Source organism: Comamonas sp. GCA5 (assembly GCF_036541385.1).
Classification (GTDB): Bacteria; Pseudomonadota; Gammaproteobacteria; order Burkholderiales; family Burkholderiaceae_C; genus Comamonas; species Comamonas aquatica.
The window spans coordinates 14,787-37,970 of record NZ_JAZHFR010000002.1 but is presented as its reverse complement, the minus strand read 5'-3'; the positions used below and the strand labels follow the sequence as shown (position 1 = coordinate 37,970).

The following is a 23,184-nucleotide window of genomic DNA, read 5'->3' as shown; positions in this document are numbered from 1 at the left end:
CTGGGCGGTGTTCCGACCTGCAGAACCTGCCTTGGCCCAGATGTCCCAGTTGAGACAAACACAGGGCAAAACGCGATGGCGTTGTGCCAGCACCCTTCCTAGAATGAATTGCAGAACGCCCGTTCTTTTTTCATAGAACTGAAGGAGACAAGCCATGACGGCTGAATACAAGGTCCACGGCGCCGTGGCCGTGATCACGCTCAACAATCCTCCGGTCAATGGCCTGGGGCTGTCCACCCGCCGTGCGGTCATCGAAGGCCTGAACCAGGCCAACACCGACAGCAGCGTGCAAGCCATCGTGATCACCGGTGCCGGCAAGGCCTTCTCGGGCGGTGCGGACATCAAGGAATTCGGCAAGGAGGCGGCCCTGCAGGAGCCGAACCTGCACACCGTGATCGCGCAGGTGGAGCAGTCCGGCAAGCCCGTGGTGGCCGCCATCCACAGCGTGTGCATGGGCGGCGGGCTGGAGTTGGCCCTGGGCTGCCACTACCGGATTGCGGCGCCCGGCACCACCGTGGCCCTGCCGGAAGTCAAACTGGGCCTGCTGCCCGGCGCCGGGGGCACGCAGCGCCTGCCGCGCGCCATCGGCGTGGAGCCGGCACTGAACATGATCGTCAGCGGCGAGGCCGTGAAAAGCGAGCTGCTGGCGCAGATCCCCGGGCAAAAGCTGTTCGACAAGCTGGCCTCCAGCCCCGAAGCGCTGGCCGCCGAGGCCCTGGCCCTGGCCCAGACCGTGGGCGAGCGCCATGCCGACGGTAACGAGGCCCTGCCTCTGGTGCGCGACCTGAAGTGCAAGCACCCCCAGGGCGATGCCTATTTCGGCTTTGTGCGCAACATGGTCAAGGGCATGTCCAAGAACTACCCCGCGCCCCTAAAGTGTGTGGACGCCGTGGAAGCCGCAACGCGGCGCAAGTTCCAGGAAGGCCTGGACTTCGAGCGCGAGCTGTTCGTCAACCTGATGTGGACGCCCGAGTCGCGTGCGCTGCGCCACCTGTTCATGGCCGAGCGCGCGGCCTCCAAGATCGCCGACGTGCCCGCCGACACCCCGGTGCGCGCCATCCAGAAGGTGGGCGTGATCGGCGCCGGCACCATGGGCGGCGGCATCAGCATGAACTTCCTGAATGCCGGAATCCCCGTGACCATTCTGGAGACCAAGCAGGAGGCGCTGGACCGTGGCGTGGCCACCATCCGCAAGAACTACGAGGCCCAGGTCAAGAAGGGCAAGCTCAAGGAAGACAAGTACGCACAGCGCATGGCCTTGCTGTCCACCACGCTGGCCTATGACGACCTGAAGGACTGCGACCTGATCATCGAGGCCGTGTTCGAGGAGCTGGGCGTCAAGGAGGCCGTGTTCAAGCAGCTGGACGCCGTGGCCAAGCCCGGCGCCATCCTGGCCTCCAACACCTCCACGCTGGACGTGGACAAGATCGCCGCCTTCACGCGCCGCCCGCAGGACGTGGTGGGCATGCACTTCTTCAGCCCCGCCAACGTGATGAAGCTGCTGGAGGTGGTGCGCGGCAAGGCCACGGCCCACGACGTGCTGGCCACCGTGATGCAGATCGCCAAGAAGATCAAGAAGACGGCCGTGGTCTCGGGCGTGTGCGACGGCTTCATCGGCAACCGCATGATCGAGCAATACAGCCGCCAGGCCGGCTTCCTGATCGAGGAGGGCGCCACCCCGCAGCAGGTGGACAAGGCCGTCGAGAAGTTCGGCTTCGCCATGGGGCCGTTCCGCATGGGCGATCTGGCCGGCAACGACATCGGCTGGGCCATCCGCAAGCGCCGCTATGTGGAAAAACCGCACATGAAGTACAGCAAGACCGCCGACCTGCTGTGCGAGATGGGGCGCTATGGCCAAAAGACCGGCAAGGGCTGGTACGACTACCAGGCTGGCAAGCGCGACGCCATCCCCAGCCAGGAAGTGCTGGACATGATCAGCACCTACCGCCAGAGCCAGGGCATCACGCCGCGCAAGATTTCCGACGAGGAAATCGTGCAGCGCCTGGTGTTCGCCCTGGTCAATGAGGGGGCGCAGATCCTTGAAGACGGCATTGCCAGCAAGTCGGGCGACATCGACATGGTGTACCTGACGGGCTATGGCTTCCCCATCTACCGTGGTGGCCCCATGCACTACGCCAGCGAGCTGGGCCTGATCAATGTGGTGCAAGCCATGAACCGCTTTGCTCAAAACCCCCACGACGACGCCCAGTTCTGGAAACCCGCTCCTCTGTTGGCGCGCTTGGCCGCCGAAGGCAAGTCGTTCGCTTAAAGCGCCGTTGGCAAACCCAGAATTTGAAGGATTGAAGTTATGACATCCGCAGTGATTGTTTCTACCGCGCGCACCCCGCTGGCCAAGAGTTGGAAGGGTTCGTTCAATATGACCTACGGCCCCACGCTGGGTGCCCACGCGGTTGCACATGCTGTGCAGCGCGCCGGCATCGACGGTGCCGAGGTGGAAGACGTGATCATGGGCCTGTCGCTGCCCGAAGGCACGACCGGCGGCAACGTGGCGCGGTTGATTGCCACCCGCGCAGGGCTTCCTGTGACAACGTCTGGCATGACCATCAACCGCTTTTGCTCCTCGGGCCTGCAATCGATTGCACTGGCAGCGCAGCGCATCATTGCGGGCGAAAACGAGGTGCTGGTGGCTGGGGGCCTGGAATCCATCTCTTGCGTGCAGCAAGAGGTGAACCAGCACATGGCCGTAGACCCCGAGCTGATGAAGATGAAGCCCGAGATCTACTGGAGCATGCTGCAAACGGCCGAACAAGTGGCCAAGCGCTACCAGATTGGGCGCGCGGCCATGGACGAATACGGTGCTGCCAGCCAGCAAAAAGCGTTTGCCGCCCAAAGCGCAGGCTTGTTTGATGCAGAGATTGCCCCCATCACGGTCACCATGGGCGTGGCTGACAAGGTCATGGGGCTGACGACCAAGCAAGTCACCGTCTCCAAGGATGAGGGCATCCGGGAAGGCACGACCGTGGAAGGCATCTCCGGCCTGCGCAGCGCGCTGCCCGGTGGCTTGATTTCGGCGGGCAACGCCAGCCAGTTCTCCGACGGTGCAGGCGCTTGCGTGCTGGTGCACGAGGACTACGCCAGCAAAAAGGGGCTGCAGCCACTGGGTCGTTTCCTGGGCTTTGCCGTGGCCGGTTGCGAGCCCGACGAGATGGGCATTGGCCCGGTGTTTGCCATCCCTAAGGTGCTCAAAAAGCTGGGCCTTAAGGTCGAGGATATCGACCTGTGGGAGCTCAACGAAGCCTTTGCCGTGCAGGTGATCTACTGCCGCGACAAGCTGGGCATCCCGAACGAGCGCCTGAATGTCAACGGCGGCGCCATCGCCCTGGGCCACCCCTATGGCGTATCGGGCCAGCGCCTGACGGGCCATGCGCTGATCGAAGGCAAGCGCCGTGGCGCCAAGCGCGTCTGCGTGACCATGTGCATCGGCGGCGGCATGGGCGCGGCCGGTATCTTCGAGGTGCTGTGAGCGTGGGCGCGCGCGACGCCGCACCCGCGGCGGCCACGCCCGAGGCCGTGCTGGCCTTTGGCCGGCAGATTCTGGCCAGCCAGCCGTTCAGCCAGTTGCTGGGCGCTGAGCTGACGCAGCTGACCGCCGAAGGCATGTGCGAGCTGCGCCTGCCCCTGCGCCCGGCGCTGACCCAGCAGTACGGCTTCGCCCACGGCGGCGTGGTCAGCTACATGGCCGACAACGCCCTGACCTATGCCGGGGCCGTGGCCCTGCGGGTGCCGGTGATCACCAGCGAGTTCAAGATCAACTATGTGCGCCCCGCCGTGGGCGAATACCTGATCGCGCGCTCCAGCTGCATCCATGCCGGCCGCTCGCAAGCCGTCACGCGCTGTGACGTGTTTGCCGTGCAGGACGGTGTGGAAAAACTGTGCGCCACGGCGCAGGGCACGATCAACGTCCTGCCCGACCCCAAGGCCTGAAGCCGTGCCGGTGCGGGGCTTTGCCTCGCCCCGCGCCCCGGTGTGTCAGTTTCAACAACCATAGCTGTCGGCGCTTGCTCAGCAAGCGCTGGAGGCTGATTTCGCTTCAAAACCATGTCCCAGCTGCGCTCCACCCTGGAATTTCTGGTCTATGACTGGCTGCACGCCGAAAGCCTGACCGCCCGCACCCGCTATGCCGACCACAGCCGCGAAACCTTTGACGCGGTGTGGGACACCTGCGAGCGCATCGCCCGCGAGAAGTACGCGCCTTTCAACCGCATGGTGGACACGCAGGAGCCCAGCTTCGACGGCGAGAAGGTCATCCAGCCCGCCTGCACCGGCGAGGCGCGCAAGGCCTATGCGGACAGCGGCATGCTCAGCGCGGCCCAGCCCTACGAGCAAGGCGGCATGCAGCTGCCGTATGTGGTGGAGGCGGCGGCCAACAGCTTTTTTGCCTGCGCCAGCATCAGCATCGGCTCCAACCTGCTGACCGTGGGTAACGCCAACCTGCTGCGCGTGCACGGCACGCCCATGCAGCAGCAGGTGTTTGCCGACAACGCATTCAACGGCCGCTGGGCCGGCACCATGGCGCTGTCAGAGCCGCAGGCCGGCTCCAGCCTGAGCGACATCGCCACGCGTGCCGAGCCCGATGGCGCCGACTTTGAGGCCGACCCGCTGGGGGCACGCTACCGCCTCAAGGGCAACAAGATGTGGATCAGCTCGGGCGACCACGAGTTGACCGAGAACATCGTGCACCTGGTGTTGGCCAAGATCCCCGGGCCGGATGGCAAACTGATTCCGGGCGTGAAAGGCATCTCGTTGTTCATCGTGCCCAAGAAGCTGGTGGACACCACCGGCCAGTTGACCGGCGAGCGCAACGACGTGGCCCTGGCCGGCTTGAACCACAAGCTGGGCTGGCGCGGCACCACCAACACGCTGCTGAACTTTGGCGAGGGCAAATACCCCGTGCGCGGCGGCGCAGGCGCCATCGGCTACCTGGTGGGCCGGCCGCACGAAGGCCTCAAATGCATGTTCCACATGATGAACGAGGCGCGCATCGGCATCGGCATGGCGGCGACCATGCTGGGCCTGGCCGGCTACTACGCCAGCCTGGACTACGCCAAGAACCGCCCGCAGGGCCGTCGTATGACCGAAGGCGGCAAGGACGCCAGCAGCCCGCAGGTGGCCATCATTGAACACGCCGACGTCAAGCGCATGCTGCTGGCGCAAAAAGCGTACTGCGAAGGCGCGCTGGCGCTGAACCTGTACTGCGCCCAGCTGGTGGACGAAGGTCGCACAGGGTCGCCGGAGGAGGCCGCACGCGCCAAGCTGCTGCTGGAGGTGCTGACACCGATTGCCAAGAGCTGGCCCAGCGAGAACTGCCTGGAAGCCAACTCCCTGGCCATCCAGATCCACGGCGGCTATGGCTACACGCGCGACTTCCCGGTGGAGCAGTACTGGCGTGACAACCGCCTGAACATGATCCACGAGGGCACGCACGGCATCCAGGCGGCCGATCTGCTGGGCCGCAAGGTGCTGATGCAGGGCGGTGCGGGCCTGCAGCTGCTGGCCACCACCATCCACGCCACCATCGAACGCGCCCTGCAGCAGCCGGCCCTGGCCGCTTATGCCAACCAGCTGGCCCAGGCACTGCAGGAGGTGGGCAGCGCCACCAAAAAAGCCTGGGCCACGGGCAACCCGCAGGAAGCGCTGGCGAATGCCGTGCCGTACATGCAGGCCTTTGGCCACATGGTGCTGGCCTGGGTGTGGCTGGACGTGGCCCTGACCGTGCTGCAGCGCGATGCTGCGCTATCGATAGCTGCCAACGCAGGCAGGATGGGCTCAATACGCTATTTCTACCACTATGAGCTGCCCAAGATCACCGCCTGGCTGCAGGTGGTAAGCGCGCGCGATCTGACCTGCGCCCAGCTGCCGGCCGAGGCCTTCTGACGGCCGGCGAGCCCGCCCCTTCTTGGCGGGCCTGTGCAGGCCGTCTGGGGTTGGGGGCGTGCCCGGCACGTTCCAGGGGGAATGTCATGCGCTGCGCGCCGAGAGGTCGCGCCGCAGGACCTGCGGGATGCCCCGGCCTGTGGGCGGCCCCTGTCTTGGGTCTCGCTGCGCAAATGAATACCAAGGCCGGCAGCACCATCGCGTGGGCCGCTTTGGAAGGCCCCGAATATCTCCAACCCCGCGAATCCGGACATCTGCCGTGCATGGCGCGGAGTGGCTTCGGGCATCGCCCAAAAAATCGCCTCCCGGGAAGGAGGCGCAAAATACAAGCGTCTGTCTGTGGGTCACAACAGCAAGACACGCGGATTCTAGGGGGACGGCCGCAGGGCGCTGCAAAAATATGTGTGCGCGCATCTCGCTATACGAAATTCCATGCCTACAGGGAATTCTGAAATTGAATAAGCCGCAGGTTTATTGCAGGGTGCACCGCATTCATCTTGAATATCCAATGGAAAATGCGGTTGATATGCCATCGGCGCATGAATCCGCAGGTCGTGTAAATCCCCAGGCGGCATTAATTTTTTGCAGTCTTTTATAAGGCTTGATGCATTTGCAATACCTTGCAACATTTGATCGGCCGCTTGTGTGACCGCTTCATGGCAGGGCGTGGCAACCCTGCTTGCTTGTCGGCTGTCCAACCGGGGATTGCGCCGCCGCGCCGTGCCGGCGCACAATGGACTGAATCTTTTTTCCCATGCCACCGCTGGACCGCGCCCGGGTCATTCCGGGCGCGGTCTTGCTTTGGAGCGCCACGCTGCGCGTTCCTGTGGCCTTACACACTGCTTGAAGAATGAAGTTGAGAGGTTCGCCCTTTGCGTGGGTGAGTTTTGCCATGATCGTCGGCGTGATGGGCACGGCCCTCATCAGCCCACTGTACGCGCTCTACAAAGAGGCATGGCAACTGCAGGCCAGCGACATCTCGCTGATCTACGTGGTCTACATGAGCGGGGCGCTGTGCAGCCTGCTGTTTCTGGGGCGCCTGCCGGACCGCGCCGGCTTCAAGGCCGTGATGCAGGCCGGTCTGGTGCTGACCCTGCTGGGCACTTTCCTGAGCCTGGTCGCCTGGAACATGACCAGCCTGATCGTCGGGCGCTTCATCGTCGGCGTGGCCTCCAGCCTGATGACCACCAGTGCCACGCAGGGCCTGGCCGTGCTGTCGCGCCCCGGTCATGTGCAGCGCGTGGCCATGGTCACCGGCTTTCTGATGGCGCTGGGCTTCGGCCTGGGCCCCCTGGTTGGCGGCATCATGGGGCAGTGGGCCCCCTATCCGCTGGTCACCACCTACATCCCAACCCTGGTGCTGGGCGGGCTGGGCCTGTACGTGCTGGCGCGGCTGGAGCTGCCGCCCGCCGCGCTGCCGCGCCAGGCGGGCCGGCTGCGGCTGCAGGACGTGCTGCCCAAGCTGACCTGGCCGGAGCCCAGTGCCTCCACGGCCTTTGTGCTGACCTGCATGCTGCCCTTCCTGGCGTTTGGCGTGTTTGGCCTCTACGCCTCGATGTCGCCGCTGTTCCTGGACCGGCTGGTGCCCTGGCATGGCCCCGTGGTCAGTGGCACGGCCATCGCCGTGATCCTGCTGGCCTCGGCCTGCGTACAGGTGCTGGTGGGCAACCTGCCCACCCAGTGGTGTGGCCTGGGCGGCCTGCTGAGCCTGGCCCTCAGCAATGCGCTGCTGATGGTGAACCTGTGGGTGGGCTCGGCCTGGCTGTTCGTGCTGGGCGTGGCGTGCACGGCCATGGGCCATGGCATGAGCATGCTGTCGGGCATGAGCATGGTCAACCGCATTGCCACCCCGTCCAACCGCTCCGGCCTGCTGTCGACCTATCTGGTGATCGGCTACATCGGCAGCATGCTGCCCATGCTGGGCATGGGCTGGCTGGCCGACCACTGGGGCATGACGGTGGCGGTGTGCAGCTTCTGCGCCATGGTGATCGTGCTGGGGCTGGTGGTGGGGGGGCTGTTCCACCGCCACCCGCGCATGCGCAGCAGCGTGCAGTAAGGCGGCCCCTGGCTCAGGCGGCCTGCGCCGGGCCGAAGACCGCGGGGCGATCGTGCCGGGCAGGCGCAGGGCCACGCCCGCAGCCAGCACCAGCAGGGCCGCAGCGGCGCCAAAGGCCAGCCAGTGCGTGCCGTGCTGCTCGAACCCCCAGCCGCCCAGCCACGCGCTGATCATGGCGCCCACTTGGTGGCCCAGGTAGGCCCAGCCATACAGCATGCCCACCTTCTTGACGCCATACACATCGGCCAGGATGGCGGACGACAGCGCAATGCTGCCGGCCCAGACCACGCCGCCCACCGCCGCCACGCCGTACAGCTGCCAGGCGCTGCCCACCAGCATCAGCCCCAGAAAGCCCAGGCCGCGCACGCCGTAGATCACGCTCAGCATCTTGCGCCGCTCCACCCGATCGGCCAGGCGGCCCAGCACCATGGTGCTGGGAATGGCGACCAGGCCGATCAGCCCGATGCCCAGGGCGCTGGTGGTGGCGTCAAAGCCATGGTCCAGCAGCATGGGCATGCAGTGCGTGCCCATCAGGTTCATGCTGAAGCCACAGGCAAACAGGCCCAGCGTCACCTTCAGGAACGGGGCCGTGCGCATGGCTTGCAGCACGCTCAGCTCGGCCCCCGGGGCGGGGCGTGCGGCGGTGCTGCCGGTGGCCGTGCCCAGGGGGGCGTCACCGCCTTCGGGGGCGGCGTCGTGCACCACCCACAGCGCCGCGGGCACGGTGATCAGCGTGAACACGGCCGCAAAACCCAGCAGCGTGTGCTGCCAGCTGAAGTGCTGCAGGGCCCAGCCCAGGGCCGGGGTCATGACGGCAATCCCGGCCATGGAGCCGGTGGACAGAAAGAACAGCGCCATGCCGCGGCGGCGCTGGAACCAGCGGCTGATCACCGGTGTCAGGGCCACGGGGCTGGTGAAGCCCGCACCCACCGACATGCAGACGCCGAAGCTCCAGAAAATGCCCTGGGCCGAGCGGGTGTTGACCGCCCACAGCGTGGACAGCACCAGGATGACCGTGCCCAGCAGCAGCACGTGGCGCGTGCCCACGCGGGCCACCAGCCAGCCCGCCACAGGCATGGCCAGGCCATAGCACAGCATGCCGATGGCGATGATGCCGGCCAGCAGGCTGCGACTGAAGCCCAGATCGTCGGCCATGGGCAGGAACAGCGGGCCGATGCCCAGGCGCATGCCGACGGTCAGCAAGGTCAGCAGCGTGGCGGCCGCCACGATGTTCCAGCCGAAGTACCAGCCGCCGGTGGGCGTGGAGTGGTGGGGTGGTGTTTGCATGGTGAATCTCCCTGGCGCGTGGTATGGATGTAGGTATCGCGCGGCGCGCATGGTAGGCCATGGCGGCAGGGGAGGCTGTGACCCCTGCAGGGAAATTTCATTTTTTTGATAGCTGTTTGCGCTGACTGCATCAGCGCTGCCAGCGCTTTGGGTGCTGACGCTATCGATTCGACAGCGCCCGCAGCGTCAACGGCGCACGCCGCCGAACTGCCAGTCTGGCATGGCGCGGGCAATGCTGTGCACCACCAGGGCCGTCAGGGCGCACTTGATCAGGTCGCCGGGGATGAAGGCCACATTCACCCAGAGGGCCTGGGTCAGCGGCAGCTTGGCAATCCACACCAGGCCGGCAATGCCAAAGGCATACAGCACGGCAATGCAGCCCACGGCCGAGGCGACGAAGGCGCTGCCCGCGGCGCGCAGGGGCGTGGACTTGGGCAGCAGCGCCATCAGCCAGCCGGTGACGAAGGCCGCAGCCGTCCAGCCCACCAGGTAGCCCGCGGTCGGCGCCATGAACACGCCCAGGCCACCACGGCCGCCCGACAGCAGGGGCAGACCGGCGGCCACGGCCACCAGGAACACCAGCATGGCCTGCAGGCCGCGCCAGGGGCCCAGCAGGCAGCCAGCCAGCATCACGCCCAGGGTCTGGATGGAGATGTGCACGCCCAGCGGCAGATCGATCTTAGGGATCAGGCCCATCACGCCCAGCAGGGCGGCAAACAGGGCCACCAGGGCGATGGATTCGGAGTGGCGGCGGGTCAAGGCGGTGGTCATGGCAGGTGTTCCTCGCAGTGGTGGCGGTATTTTATGCACGCCAAATTGCAGAAACGCATGTGGAACATGAATGCATCTGCATTTAAATCTGCATTTTTGACGGTGCCTAACTGCGTCGATCTGCGGGCGGCGATGGGGTGTGAAACACCGCATTTCGCGGCAATTGCCGGCAGGATGGCGCAAGCGCTGTTTATCCGCGTGCAAGCTGTCGGCAACCGCGTTCAACGGGGGGCATAACCCGTAGAACTTGGCGCGGCAGGGCCGTGCAGCCCCGCACCGGCTGTCGCGACGCGGCCAACTGCTGCAGGCCGCACGCGGGGGGACCCGTCGAGGCCGGTGTGCGCCGTGCTCAGCGTGCCTGGCGGCGCACCTGTTCCAGCATCTGGCAGGCGGCTTCCACCGCCTGGCGCGCTGCGGGGCTGGCGACCAGCATGCGGGCAAAGCCGTGCACCATGCCTTCGGCGCGCGTCCACTGCACGGCCGGGCTTTGGGGCAGGGCCTGGAGCTGGCGCGCAAAGTCCTCGGCCTCGTCGCGCAGGATGTCGTGGCTGGCGGTGACGATGGCCGTGGGCGGCAGCTGCGGCAGGGCATCGATACACAGGCCCGGGCTTCGCCAGGCCAGTTCGGCGCCGCCCAGCTGCTGCCAGTAAGCGTCCATGGCGGCGTCGGTCAGGCCGTAGCCCTGGGCGAATGCCGCCATGCTGGGCGTGGACAGGCCGGGCTGCAGGCAGGGGTAGAACAGCAGCAGGGCCTGGATCTGCGCGCGGTCGGCCGCGGGTTGCTGGATGGCATGCACCGCGCTGCACAGGGCCAGGTGGCCACCCGCGCTGTCACCGCCCAGCAGCACTTGGGGCTGGGCGAAGGGCAGTACGCCCTGCATCTGGTGCAGCCACTGCAGCACGGCGTGGGCATCCTCCACGGCGGCCGGGAACGGGCTTTCGGGCGTGCGGCGGTAGTGCACGCTGAGCACGGTGTGGCCGCTGAAGTGGGCCAGGTGTTCGCACAGGTCGTCGTGCGTGTCCAGGCTGCCCACCATCCAGCCGCCGCCATGCAGCCAGACCAGGGTCTGGCCGCTGGCGCGGGCCGCCGGGGTGTAGCTGCGCACGGCAATCTCGCGCCCGGGGGCGCTGACAAAGTGCTGCTGGATGGCAATGCCCGGCAGCGGCTGGGTGCGCAGCAGGCGCGCCTGCAGTTCGCTGAGCAGGCGGCGGCGCTGCACATAGTCCAGCTGGGGCGTGGGTGTGTCCGCATCCAGTTGGGCAAAGCGGTGCTGGGTGTGTGCCAGGGCGGGATCGATGGGGGTGGGGTCAGGGGTGTGTATCATGAAAATCCATAGCTGTCAGCGCTAGCTGTGACTGCGTGAAATGCCTGTTTGGTGTGTCAAGCCGGCGCCAGCCCGTCGGCCGCAGGAGCGCGGTACAGCAGCACCTTCAGGCTGCGTTCCTCGTCCACATCGGCAAAGGCGGCGGGGTTGGCGATGCGTTCCACAAACTGCAGCGTGGGCGCGATCTCGGCCATCTGGTCCTGGAGGAAGGCCGTGCCCAGTTCGGGCGCGTTCAGGCACAGCAGCACATGGCCGCCGGGGCGCAGCAGGTCGGGCAGGCGGCGCATCAGCTTGGCGTAGTCCTTGGTGGCCACAAAGCTGCCCTTCTGGTAGCTGGGCGGGTCGATGACGATCAGGTGGTAGGGGCCGCTGCGCGTGATCTTGCCCCAGCTGCTGAAGATGTCGTGCGCCAGAAAGCTGGCGCCCGTCAGCCCGTTGAGCTGGTGGTTGTGCTGGCCCGTGGCCAGGGCGCCCTGGGCCATGTCCATGTTCAGCACCTGGCGCGCGCCGGCGTCCAGCGCAGCGACGGAGAAGGCGCAGGTGTAGGCGAACAGGTTCAGCACCTTCAGGCTGTGGCGGTGTTCGGGGTGTTGCGCCACATGCGCGCGCACCCAGCGGCGGCCGGCGGCCATGTCCAGGAACAGGCCGTGGTTCTGGCCGCGCAGCACATGGGCGCGGTACTGCAGGCCGGCCTCGGTGACGATGTGCGGCTCGGGCACGCTGCCGCGCACCAGGCGCGTCTCGGCCTTGGTGCCGGGCTGGCGCATCTGGAAGACCCAGTTCAGCGGCTGCCCCTGGGCGATCTGCGCCCAGCGCGCGAGCAGGGCGGTGTCCAGGGCCTGCAGCGCGGTCTCGTCCAGCGGCTGGAAGCTGGTCAGCACCAGCACGGGGGGGAAGGCGTCCAGCACCAGGTGCTCGCAGCCGGGGTGGCGCCCGCCGCGACCGTGGAACAGGCGGCAGGCATCGGTCGGGACTTCGAGCTGGGCGATGGTGTCGAGCAGGGCTTGCATGGCATTCACGGAAAAAACACAAGGGCGAGAGTATGCGGCCACAGCCCTGGCCCTGGCGGCGGCCGGAGTACGGCGCCTGCGGGCCGCGGTGCGCGGTGCGGCTGTCACACAGGCTTCACACACTTGTCGCGAGCCTGTCACGGCAGTTGCCGACCATCGCGACACCCCGCTTTTGCAAGGATGCGCCCATGATTTCTGTGGACCAGATCGTCGACCTGCACCTGCCGCAATTGCAGCGGCACCCCCGACTCAGCCAGGGTGTGCGCGGCGTGCTGCGCCGGTTGCTGCGCGAGCAGAGCTTCCGCAGCTTTGCCCAGCAGTACCCGCACCTGGAGGGTTTCCAGTTCGTGGAGCAGGTGCTGGAGCACTTTGCCTTCAGCTCTGCCGTGCGCGACAACGAGCGCGAGCGCATTCCTGCCCACGGGCGCGTGGTCATCATCGCCAACCACCCCATCGGCTCGCTGGACGGTCTGGCCCTGCTGAACATGGTGGGCGGCATCCGCCGCGACGTGAAGATCGTCGCCAACGGCCTGCTGGCCGAGCTGGCGCCACTCAAGCGCCTGCTGCTGCCGGTGACCATGATGGGCGGGCGCAGTGCGGCGCGCCAGCTCAAGGCCATCATGGAGCACCTGCAGGGCGAGGGCGCGGTCATCATCTTCCCGGCGGGTGAGGTCTCGCGCCTGCACCCCGAGGGCGTGCGCGACGGCCGCTGGAACCCTGGCTTCCTGCGCCTGGCCGGCCAGGCCCAGGCGCCCATCGTGCCCATCCACATCGACGGGCGCAATTCGGCGCTGTTCTACGGCGCCTCGCTGCTGTACAAGCCCCTGGCCACGCTGCTGCTGGTCAAGGAGATGTTCGGCCAGCACCAAAAGAGCATTGCCCTGCGCATCGGCCATCCGATCCCGCACAGCAGCTACGGCAGCCTGCCGGTGGAGCCCGAGGCCGCCGCCAAGCTGCTGCGCAAGCACCTGTACCGCGTGGCCCAGGACAAACCCAATCTGCTGAAGGTGGAGACGGCGATTGCCCACCCGGTCAACCGCAGCGCACTGGCCCAGGCCGTGACGGCCTGCGAGCTGCTGGGCGAGACCCCGGATGGCAAGCGCATCCACCTGTTCCGCGGCGCGCTGGATTCGCCCATCCTGCGCGAGGTGGGACGGCTGCGCGAGCTGTCCTTCCGCGCCGTGGGCGAGGGCAGCGGTGCCCGCCGCGACCTGGATCGCTATGACGCCCACTACGACCACCTGATCCTGTGGGACCCGCAGGACCTGGAGATCGCCGGTGCCTACCGCATGGCGCGCACCGCCCAGGTGCTGGCCGAGCAGGGCGTGGAGGCCTTGTACACGCACAGCCTGTTCGAGTTCACACCCGGCATGCAGAGCTTTTTGCAGCAGGGGCTGGAGCTGGGACGCTCCTTCGTGCAGCCGCGCTACTGGGGCAAGCGGTCGCTGGACTACCTGTGGTTTGGCATCGGGGCCTACATCCAGCGCTATCCGGAATGCCGCTACCTGTTCGGCCCGGTGTCCATCAGCCGCGAAATGCCCCAGGCAGCGCGCGATCTGCTGATCTACCACTACCGCACGCACTACGGCGCAGCCTGCCTGGCCCACGCCCGCCGGCCCTATGTGCCGGGCGAGGGGCTGGAGATGTGCTCCCAGTTCACGGGCGAGGACAGCGCGGCCGACTTCGTGCGCCTCAAGCACCTGCTGGCCCACATGGGCTCCAGCGTGCCCACGCTGTACAAGCAGTACGCCGAAGTGGCCGAGCCCGGGGGCGTGCGCTTCCTGGACTTTGGCGTGGACCCGGATTTCTCGCACTGCGTTGATGGCCTGGTGCTGGTGGACGTGCAGCGCTTGAAGCCGCACAAGCGCGACCGCTACATGCCCCGCCGTGAGGCGGAGGCTGTCACCGAGGCCGTGACCGAAGTCGTCACCGCAACCGCCGCGGCCTGATCGCACCGTAGCGCATCAAAAAACAGAGCAGCAGGCGCCCACTGAACGGGCACCTGCTGCTTTTTTCATGCCTGATCGCCGGGGCGGACGCGGAGGGGGCGCGGTGTCGTGCGGGGTATTCCAAAAAAGATACAAAACAGTCGCAGATGGGCGCATGCAATGTGGGTATTGCGTATCTTTTTTGAGATTAAGATGCTTTCTTAGCAACCCTCACAGCCTGCGCGTCGCGTGCGGCAGGCCCGTCCGACATGGAACTGCAGTCTCTACAGCCACTGGCACAGCAACTGTTTGCCGACATTCGTGCGCTGACTTTCGATGGTGTGGGCGTCACCCGCGCCAGCTATGGGGCCGGTGAAAACGCCTGTGCCCGCCATCTGGAGGCCTTTGCCCGCGCCGAGGGGCTGGAGGTGACCACCGACCGCGCCGGCAACTTTGTCTACAGCGACCCGGCCGACACCCGCCAGGGGCCGGTCATCTGGACCGGCTCGCACCTGGATTCCGTGCCGCAGGGCGGCAATTACGACGGCCTGGCCGGCATCGTCGCCGGCCTGCTGGTGCTGATTGCGGCCAAGCGCCAGGGCGTGACGCTGCCCGCGCCGCTGCAGGTGATCGGTTTCCGCGGTGAGGAGAGCGCCTGGTTCGGCAAGGCCTACATGGGCTCGGGCGCGCTGTGGGGAAAGCTGACTGCGGCCGACCTGGCCCTGCAGCGCCGCGAGGACGGCGTGACCCTGGGCGACGCCCTGGCCGCCTGCGGCGCCGACCTGGCCGCCATCGCCCGCCAGGACAAGCTGTTCAACCCGGTCGACATCCGCGCCTATGTGGAGCTGCACATCGAGCAAGGCCCGGTGATGGTGGCGCGCGAGATCCCCGTGGGCGTGGTCAGCGGCATCCGCGGCAATGTGCGCCACAACAAGATCGAATGCTTTGGCGAGGCCCAGCACTCCGGCGTGGTGCCGCGCTGGCTGCGCAAGGACGCGGTGTTCGCCGTGTCCGACCTGATCGTGCGCCTGGACACCCACTGGCGCGCGCTGCTGGAGCGCGGCACCGACCTGGTGGTGACCTGCGGCGTGGTGCAGACCAACCCGGCCGAGCATTCCATCTCGCGCGTGCCGGGCTATGCGCATTTCAGCTTCGAGGCGCGCAGCAAGAGCAGCGACACGCTGGAAGCCTTCTACCAGCTGGTGCAGGCCGAGATGGCCTCCATCGAGCGCGAGCGCGGCGTCAAGTTCCAGCTGGACCGCCGCCTGCTGAGCGAGCCCGCCGTCACCGACCCCCAGCTGTGCGACCTGATGGCCAAGGCCTGCCGCGAGCGCGGCATTGCCCACGAGCGCATCCCCAGTGGCGCCGGCCACGATGCGGCCCTGTTCGCCAACGGCGGCGTGCCCTCGGCCATGGTGTTCGTGCGCAACCAGCATGGTTCGCACAACCCGCACGAGGCCATGGAGCTGTCGGACTTCATGCTCGGCACCCAGGTGATGGCCGACACCATCGCCGCCATTCCCGTGGCCCCGGCCTCGGTATAGTCGCGGGCAGCCGCCACCATGACCACGGACCCCTTCACCTCCCACATCGACTATGCCGCGCTGGGCGACCGCCTGCGCGCCTACCGCATGGGGGCCGGCCTGCAGGCCGACGAGGTGGCGCAGCAGCTGGGCGTGTCGCGCGCCGTGGTCTATCGCATGGAAAAGGGCGAGATCGTCAAGATCGACACCCTGGAGCGGCTGGCCCACCTGCTGGGCACCAGCCTGGCCTCGCTGCTGGGGGTGGAGGCAGAGTACTACGCTTCGGCGCTGGCGCTGTTCGAGCGCATGCGCCAGCTGGAGCAGACCTCGGACCGCATCCTGGCGCATTTCGAGCCGATCTCGCTGCTGCTGATGTCCGAGCACTACCTGGAGCACCTGGGCCTGATGCTGGCCGAGGCCTTGCCGCAGGGCGCCGATGCCCCGCTGCACGCGCGCCAGGCGCAGCAGATCATGGACATCCTGCGCGAGCGGCGGCTGAACTTCGAGCGGCGCAAGCCGCACATCGTCAGCCTGATCGGCCTGCGCGAGCTGGAGCGCTTCGTGCAGACCGGCCTGGTCGGCCGCATGGACGTGGCACCCGGCGTGCGCCGTGCGCGCGTGCAGGCTGCGCGCCAGGAGGTGCAGCGCATCGCCGAGCTGATGGACAGCGAGCCCTGGTATGCCCAGGTGGGGCTGGTGGACGATGCCATGCCCTCGGCCACCTACCAGGTGCTGATCGGCGCCCAGCACCGGGTGCTGATGCACAGCCCGTTCCGCCTGGGTGAGCTGCCGAATGTGCGCAACGGCATCGCCATGGTGACCGCCTCGCAGGAGGCCGTGGCGCTGCACGAGCGCATGACCACGAATTTATGGGCCACGGCCAGCAAGGGCCCCGCCGGCGCACAGCGCCTGCGCGCCTTGCTGGAACGCACGGCCCCGGACTGACCAAGAAAGAAGATTGCAATGACACCTTTGATGAGCCAGCAGGCCGCGGCCTGGTTGTTGGAAGCCGGTTGTGTGGAAGTGCGCACCGATGCGCCCTTCGTGCTGCCCTCGGGCTGGGCCAGCCCGGTGTACATGGATGCCACGCGCCTGATCTCGCTGCCCACCATCCGCCGCGAACTGATGAAGCAGGGCGTGCAGCGCCTGCTGGATGCCGGCGCCCTGCAGGGCCTGAGTGCCGTGGCCGGGGGCGAGTCCAGCGGCATCGCCTTTGCCGCCTGGTTTGCTGAGAAGCTGGACATGCCGCTGCAGTACGTGCGTAAGCGCGCCGTGGGCAGCCGCCAGATCGAAGGCACGGTGGAGCCGGGGGGCAAGGTGCTGCTGGTCGACGACATGGTGTCCGCCGGCCAGTACAAGCTGAGCTTCATCGACGCCCTGCGGGCCCAGGGTGCGCGCGTGGAAGACCTGTTCGTGGTCTTTGACTACGCCTGCTTCGGCTCCGACGCGGTGCTGGCCCAGCACGGCGTGCGCGTGCACGCGCTGTGCAACTGGCAGGACGTGCTGGCCATGGCCTTCCAGCGCGGTGGCTTCTCGGTCGAGCAGCTGGCCGTGTGGCAGACCTTCCTGCAGGACCCGGCCAAGTGGTCGCTGGCCCACGGCGGGATCGGCAAGTAAAAAAACAGAGCGCCTTGCGCTCGTTCTGTCAGCGTTTGCGATCGATTGTTGGCGGAAACGCCCTGCAGCCGTGCGCGGGCTGCTCCTGAAATGCGCAATGCAAAAAGCCTGCTGATCCAGCAGGCTTTTTGGTGTGGGTACCAGGGCGGCGATCAGGCGGCCACGGCGGCCTTCACATCGTTGGCGGCGCTTTCAAAGGCGGCGGCCACAGCGTCGGGGCCCATGCCCAGACCTTCGGCGCGCACAAAGCGCACGTCGGTGACGCCGAAGAAGCCCATCACCACCTTCAGGTAGCTTTCCTGGTGTTCCATGGCCTGACCGGCTTCGCTGGTGGAGTACATGCCGCCGCGCGAGGAGGCGATGATCACGGTCTTGCCCTTGGCCAGGCCTTCAGGGCCGTTGGCGGTGTAGCGGAAGGTGCGGCCGGGCTGGGCGATGCGGTCGATCCAGGCCTTCAGCTGGGTGGGGATGCTGAAGTTGTAGAACGGGGCACCGATCACGACCACGTCGGCCGCCAGGAACTGGCTCACCAGCTGTTCGGACACGGCGTTCTCTGCCACTTGCTCGGCGGTCAGGCCGTCGGTCTGGCCGGTGCGGGGGGTCATCGCGGCCATGGTGAAGTGGTTGGGGGCCTGGGCCACCAGGTCCAGGTAGGTCACTTCGGTGCCGGCGTGCTTGGCCGTCCAGGCGTTGACGATTTGCTGGGTCAGCTTGCGCGAAGCCGAGTTGTCGCCGGTGATCGCAGAGTCAATGTGCAGCAGTTTCAAGGGGTGCTCCTGAGAAATCAAAGTTCGATGGGTTGAAGTATGCATTGATCCCGCTGTTCGGATAAGTCATCGAAAATGCGATAGATTGTTCTGAATATAGATTCAATTGGATCCAACCATGCAAGATCTCAATGACATGCTGTACTTCGCCGAGGTGGTGGAGCGCGGGGGCTTCGCCGCGGCCGGCCGGGCCCTGGGCATTCCCAAGTCGCGGCTGTCGCGGCGCATTGCTGAGCTGGAGGCCCGCCTGGGCGTGCGCCTGCTGCAGCGCACCACGCGCAAGCTGTCACTGACCGAGGTGGGGTCGGCCTACCTGCGCCATTGTCAGGCCATGCGCGATGCCGCCGAGGCCGCGCAGGACACGGTCGAGCAGGTGCAAAGCGAGCCGCGCGGCACGGTGCGAGTCAGCTGCCCGGTCACCCTGTCGCAGACCGTGCTGGCCCCGCTGATGCCGCTGTTCCTCGAGAAATACCCCCAGGTGCGGGTGGAGATGATGGTGGTCAACCGCCCCGTCAACGTGGTGGAAGAGGGCGTGGATGTGGCCCTGCGGGTGCGCTCCACGCTGGAAGACAGTGCCAGCATGGTCGTCAAGCGCCTGGGGCTGGCCAACCAGATCCTGCTGGCCAGTCCGGCCTATCTGCAACGCCAGGGCACGCCGCAGAACCCGCAGGACCTGCTGCAGCACCATGTGCTGTCGATGTCGGTCTTCGACGGTGTGGCGCACTGGCGCCTGCGCAGCGACACCGGCGCCGAGGTGCAGTTGCAGCCCCAGGTGCGCTACATGGCCGACGATTTGCTGACCCTCAAGTATGCGGTGCTGGGCGGCGCGGGCGTGTGCTATCTGCCCGACTACATGTGCCAGGCCGAGATGGACCGGGGCGAGCTGGTGCATGTGCTGCCGCAATGGCGCTTCCCGCTGAGCATCGTCCATGCCGTGTTCGGCTCGCGCCGCGGCCTGACCCCGGCGGTGCGCAGCTTTCTGGATTTCCTGGGTGAGCACATGGCCAGCCACGGCCCGGGCCCTGACACCGGGGTGCGGACCGGCTGAGCAGGCGTGCCCTGTTGTCCACCACCGACACAGAAGCCCTTCGATTCCTGGGTGGTCGGGGTGGCAAGGCCAGCAAACCGTGGCAGAATTCATAACAGGAATAATTCTCACTCTGAAGCAAAGCCCGAATGGCGGTGCTTCTCCTGTTTGGCCAGCGCACCCGCTGGCCGTCCCCTGACCACTGGAAGCGAAGAAGATGAAAATTTGGAAGACGGCGCTGTGCCTGAGCTTGGTTGGCGCGGCCACTTTGGCCCAGGCTGCACAGCCCCAGGCTGTGACGGTGTACTCCGCACGCATTGAAGCCCTGCTCAAGCCCACGTTGGACGAATACACCAAGCAGACCGGTGTCAAGATCAACCTGCTGACCGACAGCGGTGGCTCCCTGACCGAGCGCCTGGCCGCCGAAGGCGCCAGCTCGCCCGCCGACGTGCTGATCACCGTGGACGTGGGCAATCTGTGGAACGTGGCCGAGCGTGGCCTGCTGCAGAAGGTGGATTCGCCCCTGCTGAACGCCAATGTGCCCGCCAACTTCCGCGACCCCGGCAACCGCTGGTGGGGTCTGTCGGAGCGCTCGCGCACCATTTTCTTCTCGGCCGACCGCGTCAAGCCCGAGCAGCTGAGCACCTACGAAGACCTGGCCGACCCCAAGTGGAAGGGCAAGCTGTGCCTGCGCACCTCCAAGCAGGCCTACACCCAGTCGCTGGTGGCCATGCTGATCGCCAAGCACGGTGTGGAGAAGTCCGAAGCCATCGTCAAGGGCTGGGTCAACAACCTGGCGGGTGACGTGTTCACCAACGACACCAGCCTGCTGAAGGCGATTGCCGCCGGCCAGTGCGACGTGGGCATTGCCAACACCTACTACTTTGGCCGCATCCTGGCCAAGGAACCTGACTTCAACAAGCAGGTCAAGCTGTTCTGGGCCAACCAGGGCAAGAACGAGGGCGGCGCCCACGTGAACCTGTCCGGCGCTGGTGTGACCAAGCACGCCAAGAACCCCGAAGGCGCGCGCAAGCTGCTGGAATGGCTGTCCTCGGCCAATGTGCAGACGGCTTACACTCACGGCACGTACGAAAGCCCGATCAATCCCAAGGCGGATGTCGATCCCATCGTCAAGGCATGGGGCAAGTTCACGCCCAGCCCTCTGAATGCTTCGGACATCGGCTCCAAGCAAGCGGAAGCGATCAAGCTGCTGGATCGTGTAGGCTATCGTTAATCGGTTTTTGGAATTAGGTTCGACCCTTGTCTGTTGTAGACCATGCCGCGCCAGCGCACCGCTGGCGCGGTTTTGCTTTTGCGCTGCCCATCGCCTTGCTGACCATCGTGCCTTTGCTCACGGTGGTCGGCATGGCATTGACGCCCCAACCTGAGATCTGGCAGCACCTGTGGAACTACGTGCTGCCGCGCGTGCTGGGCAACACCTTGCTGCTGATGCTGCTGGTGGGCAGCGTGGTGCTGGTGGTGGGCGTGCCCCTGGCCTGGCTGACGGCGATGTGCGAATTTCCGGGCCGCAAGTTCTTTGCCTGGGCCCTGGTGTTGCCGCTGGCCATTCCGGCCTATGTGCTGGCCTTCGTACAGATGGGCCTGTTCGAATATGCCGGGCCGGTGCAGCGCCTGCTGCGCGAGGTGGTGGGCAGCAGCCACTGGTTCCCCGACATCCGTGGCAGCCTGTGGGGTCTGGTCATGGTGCTGGTCATGGCCTTCTACCCCTACGTCTACCTGATGGCGCGCAGCGCGTTCCTGACGCAAGGGCACCGCAGCATGGAGGCGGCGCAGGCCCTAGGCTACAGCCCCCTGGCCGCGTTCTTCAAGGTGGCCTTGCCCCTGGCGCGGCCCTGGATCGGCGCAGGCCTTGCCCTGGTGCTGATGGAGGTGCTGGCCGACTTCGGTGCGATCTCGGTCTTCAACTTCGACACCTTCACCACGGCCTTGTACAAGTCGTGGTTCAACCTGTTCAATATCACGGCCGCCGCGCAGCTGGCCGCAATCCTGGTACTGGTGGTGCTGGTGCTGGTGACGGCGGAGCAGCGCTCGCGCCGCGCCAAGCGCTTCCACGTCAGCAACCCACAGCAGCAGCGCACCGTGCTGCAGGGTGGCCGCCGCTGGCTGGCGTTCGCCGCCTGCGCCCTGGTGTTTGGCGCGGCCTTTGCCGTGCCCATGGTGCAGATCGTGGCCTGGGTGTGGTCGGTGTGGCGCCAGGACCTGAACAGCGACTACTGGGGCTATGTCTGGAACACGCTGTGCCTGGCGCTGTTCACGGCCGCCGTCACCACGGTGTTTGCCCTGCTGCTGTCGTGGACGCGGCGCCGCCACAGCGACCCCTGGACGGCCTGGACCGTGCGCCTGGCCGTGCTGGGCTATGCCATGCCTGGCGTGGTGCTGGCGGTGGGCGTGTTCGTGCCGATTGCCTGGCTGGACGAGCGCCTCATTGCCCTGCTGGCCCCGCTGGGGATCGAGACCCTGGCCATCCTCAAGGGCAGCCTGGCCGGTATGCTGCTGGCGCTGGCCGCACGCTTCATGGCCGTGGCCTACAACGCCACGGACGCGGCCATGCAGCGCATCACGCGCAGCCAGGAGGAGGCCTGCGCCTCCCTGGGTCTGGGGCCGTGGCAGACCTTGCGCCGCCTGCACCTGCCGTTGCTGCGCACGGGCCTGCTGTCCGCCTTCCTGATGGTGGTGGTGGACGTGATGAAGGAAATGCCCATCACGCTGATGATGCGCCAGTTCGGCTGGGACACCCTGGCCGTGCGCGTGTTCCAGCTGACCTCCGAGTCCATGTGGGACCAGGCGGCCTTGCCCGCGCTGGCGATTGTGCTGGTGGGGCTGCTGCCCGTGATCCTGCTGGTGCTGCAGACCGAGAAACAACCGTCTGCGGCCGGTTGAACATCGCCGAGATTTTGTGATGCTTGAAGTCAAAAACGTTTCACTGGGATACGGCGCCACCACGGTGGTGCAGAACGTCAGCCTGCGTCTGGATCAGGGTGAGATCGGTTGCCTGCTGGGCCCGTCGGGCTGCGGCAAGACCACCTTGCTGCGGGCCATCGCCGGCTTCGAGCCGGTGCGTGCCGGCCACATCGACCTGCAAGGCCGCACGGTGGCGGCCGTGGCGCAGCGCGTGCCCCCTCAGCACCGCGACATCGGCATGGTGTTCCAGGACCATGCCTTGTTCCCGCACCTGACGGTGGATGGCAATGTGGGCTTCGGTCTGCAGCAGCTGTCCAAGACCGAGCGGGCCGCGCGCGTGCAGGAAATGCTGGAGTTGGTGGGCCTGCAGGGCATGGGCCAGCGCTGGCCGCATGAGCTGTCGGGCGGCCAGCAGCAGCGCGTGGCGCTGGCGCGGGCCCTGGCTCCCAAGCCCCGCCTGCTGCTGATGGACGAACCCTTCTCCAGCCTGGACACCACCATGCGCGAGAGCATTGCGCGCGAAGTGCGCGCCATCCTCAAGCACGCCAAGGCCACGGCCCTGATGGTCACGCACGACCAGAACGAAGCCTTTGCCATGGCCGACAACGTGGGCGTCATGTCGCACGGCCAGCTCATGCAGTGGGGCAATGCCGTGCAGGTCTACTGCGCACCCGCCACGCAGGAGGTGGCCCGCTTCGTGGGCGAGGGCGCGCTGGTGCCGGCGCAATCCACCCCCGGGGGCCAGTGGCAAACGGCGCTGGGCATGTTGCCCGCCGGCCACCCCCACTTCCAGACCGAACAAGGGGTGCAGGTGCTGCTGCGGCCCGAGCATGTGCGCCTAGTGGAGGAGGGGGTGAGTGCCCAGGTGCGCGAGCGGACCTTCCGCGGCAGCCACTTCGTGTTCGAGCTGGAGCTGCCCGACGGCCAACCCATCATGGCCAAGGCTTCGCTGAATGCCTTGTACGGCAGTTGTGATACCGTGCGCATCGGTCTGGCTGCCGATCTCTGAGTCAGCAAACCATAGTTACCAGCGCCCATCCCGCAAGGGCTAGGGCGC

18 protein-coding genes and 1 pseudogene are annotated in these 23,184 nt (G+C 66.7%); 14 read left to right on the top strand and 5 right to left on the bottom strand.

The features are described from left to right. Positions 1–154 precede the first annotated feature (154 nt). The 5 genes from SJH88_RS00805 (at position 155) to SJH88_RS00785 (ending at position 7,951) form a co-directional block, all read left to right on the top strand. Positions 155–2,269 (top strand): 3-hydroxyacyl-CoA dehydrogenase NAD-binding domain-containing protein, encoded by a 2,115-nt coding sequence (locus SJH88_RS00805; RefSeq protein ID WP_270147771.1) that lies wholly within the window; start codon positions 155–157, stop codon positions 2,267–2,269. 39 nt (positions 2,270–2,308) lie between these two features. Continuing rightward, a complete protein-coding gene (locus tag SJH88_RS00800; protein WP_270147768.1) occupies positions 2,309–3,484 on the top strand; it encodes an acetyl-CoA C-acyltransferase in 1,176 nt (391 codons plus the stop codon). A 2-nt stretch (positions 3,485–3,486) separates the two neighbouring features. Next, positions 3,487–3,945 (top strand): PaaI family thioesterase, encoded by a 459-nt coding sequence (locus SJH88_RS00795; protein WP_270147766.1) that lies wholly within the window; start codon positions 3,487–3,489, stop codon positions 3,943–3,945. A 114-nt stretch (positions 3,946–4,059) separates the two neighbouring features. Continuing rightward, the gene (locus SJH88_RS00790) at positions 4,060–5,895 is read left to right on the top strand and encodes an acyl-CoA dehydrogenase family protein (protein ID WP_270147764.1); all 1,836 of its coding nucleotides are present in this window, start codon (positions 4,060–4,062) and stop codon (positions 5,893–5,895) included. Between the two features lie 850 nt (positions 5,896–6,745). After that, positions 6,746–7,951 carry an MFS transporter gene (locus tag SJH88_RS00785; protein ID WP_225890681.1) on the top strand — a complete coding sequence of 402 codons (1,206 nt, stop codon included), beginning with the start codon at positions 6,746–6,748 and terminating at the stop codon, positions 7,949–7,951. Positions 7,952–7,981: 30 nt separating this feature from the next. On the opposite strand, the pseudogene SJH88_RS00780 reads toward SJH88_RS00785, so the two are convergent. Then, positions 7,982–9,238: pseudogene (locus tag SJH88_RS00780) on the bottom strand (MFS transporter); the annotation flags it as partial. A gap of 186 nt (positions 9,239–9,424) precedes the next feature. Next, the gene (locus SJH88_RS00775) at positions 9,425–10,009 is read right to left on the bottom strand and encodes a biotin transporter BioY (protein WP_274753336.1); all 585 of its coding nucleotides are present in this window, start codon (positions 10,007–10,009) and stop codon (positions 9,425–9,427) included. A gap of 33 nt (positions 10,010–10,042) precedes the next feature. Here SJH88_RS00775 and SJH88_RS00770 point away from each other — a divergent pair, with 33 nt between their 5' ends. After that, positions 10,043–10,246, top strand: coding sequence for a hypothetical protein (locus SJH88_RS00770; RefSeq protein WP_274753335.1), 204 nt, complete (start codon positions 10,043–10,045; stop codon positions 10,244–10,246). A gap of 112 nt (positions 10,247–10,358) precedes the next feature. Here the strand turns inward: SJH88_RS00770 and SJH88_RS00765 are convergent, their stop codons facing one another. Both SJH88_RS00765 and SJH88_RS00760 read right to left on the bottom strand, forming a co-directional pair. Continuing rightward, complete coding sequence (locus SJH88_RS00765; protein ID WP_274753334.1) at positions 10,359–11,333, bottom strand: alpha/beta hydrolase; 975 nt, start codon at positions 11,331–11,333, stop codon at positions 10,359–10,361. Between the two features lie 56 nt (positions 11,334–11,389). Then, the gene (locus SJH88_RS00760; protein WP_274753333.1) at positions 11,390–12,343 is read right to left on the bottom strand and encodes a class I SAM-dependent methyltransferase; all 954 of its coding nucleotides are present in this window, start codon (positions 12,341–12,343) and stop codon (positions 11,390–11,392) included. 188 nt (positions 12,344–12,531) lie between these two features. On the opposite strand from SJH88_RS00760, the gene olsF reads away from it, so the two are divergent. The 4 genes from olsF to SJH88_RS00740 all read left to right on the top strand — a co-directional run bounded on the left by olsF (position 12,532) and on the right by SJH88_RS00740 (position 17,411). Next, positions 12,532–14,292: a bifunctional ornithine lipid synthase OlsF gene (olsF, locus tag SJH88_RS00755; RefSeq protein ID WP_274753332.1), complete on the top strand. Its 1,761-nt coding sequence runs from the start codon at positions 12,532–12,534 to the stop codon at positions 14,290–14,292. A 248-nt stretch (positions 14,293–14,540) separates the two neighbouring features. Further along, positions 14,541–15,815 carry a hydantoinase/carbamoylase family amidase gene (locus tag SJH88_RS00750; RefSeq protein ID WP_274753331.1) on the top strand — a complete coding sequence of 425 codons (1,275 nt, stop codon included), beginning with the start codon at positions 14,541–14,543 and terminating at the stop codon, positions 15,813–15,815. An 18-nt stretch (positions 15,816–15,833) separates the two neighbouring features. Further along, the gene (locus tag SJH88_RS00745) at positions 15,834–16,739 is read left to right on the top strand and encodes a helix-turn-helix domain-containing protein (protein ID WP_270147749.1); all 906 of its coding nucleotides are present in this window, start codon (positions 15,834–15,836) and stop codon (positions 16,737–16,739) included. An 18-nt stretch (positions 16,740–16,757) separates the two neighbouring features. After that, positions 16,758–17,411, top strand: coding sequence for an orotate phosphoribosyltransferase (locus SJH88_RS00740; RefSeq protein ID WP_051519554.1), 654 nt, complete (start codon positions 16,758–16,760; stop codon positions 17,409–17,411). A 152-nt stretch (positions 17,412–17,563) separates the two neighbouring features. On the opposite strand, the gene SJH88_RS00735 is transcribed toward SJH88_RS00740, so the two are convergent. Further along, positions 17,564–18,178 carry an FMN-dependent NADH-azoreductase gene (locus SJH88_RS00735; RefSeq protein ID WP_042412894.1) on the bottom strand — a complete coding sequence of 205 codons (615 nt, stop codon included), beginning with the start codon at positions 18,176–18,178 and terminating at the stop codon, positions 17,564–17,566. A gap of 118 nt (positions 18,179–18,296) precedes the next feature. Between SJH88_RS00735 and SJH88_RS00730 the strand changes: the two genes are divergently transcribed. The 4 genes from SJH88_RS00730 (at position 18,297) to SJH88_RS00715 (ending at position 23,136) form a co-directional block, all read left to right on the top strand. Further along, positions 18,297–19,226: a LysR substrate-binding domain-containing protein gene (locus SJH88_RS00730; RefSeq protein WP_154163906.1), complete on the top strand. Its 930-nt coding sequence runs from the start codon at positions 18,297–18,299 to the stop codon at positions 19,224–19,226. A gap of 196 nt (positions 19,227–19,422) precedes the next feature. Then, on the top strand, positions 19,423–20,439 hold the full coding sequence (locus SJH88_RS00725) for an extracellular solute-binding protein (protein WP_043384683.1): 1,017 nt from the start codon (positions 19,423–19,425) through the stop codon (positions 20,437–20,439). A gap of 26 nt (positions 20,440–20,465) precedes the next feature. After that, complete coding sequence (locus SJH88_RS00720) at positions 20,466–22,106, top strand: ABC transporter permease (RefSeq protein ID WP_274753330.1); 1,641 nt, start codon at positions 20,466–20,468, stop codon at positions 22,104–22,106. 19 nt (positions 22,107–22,125) lie between these two features. Further along, entirely contained in the window at positions 22,126–23,136 is a 1,011-nt protein-coding gene (locus SJH88_RS00715; protein ID WP_274753329.1) for an ABC transporter ATP-binding protein, read from the top strand. The last annotated feature ends 48 nt before the right edge of the window (positions 23,137–23,184 follow it).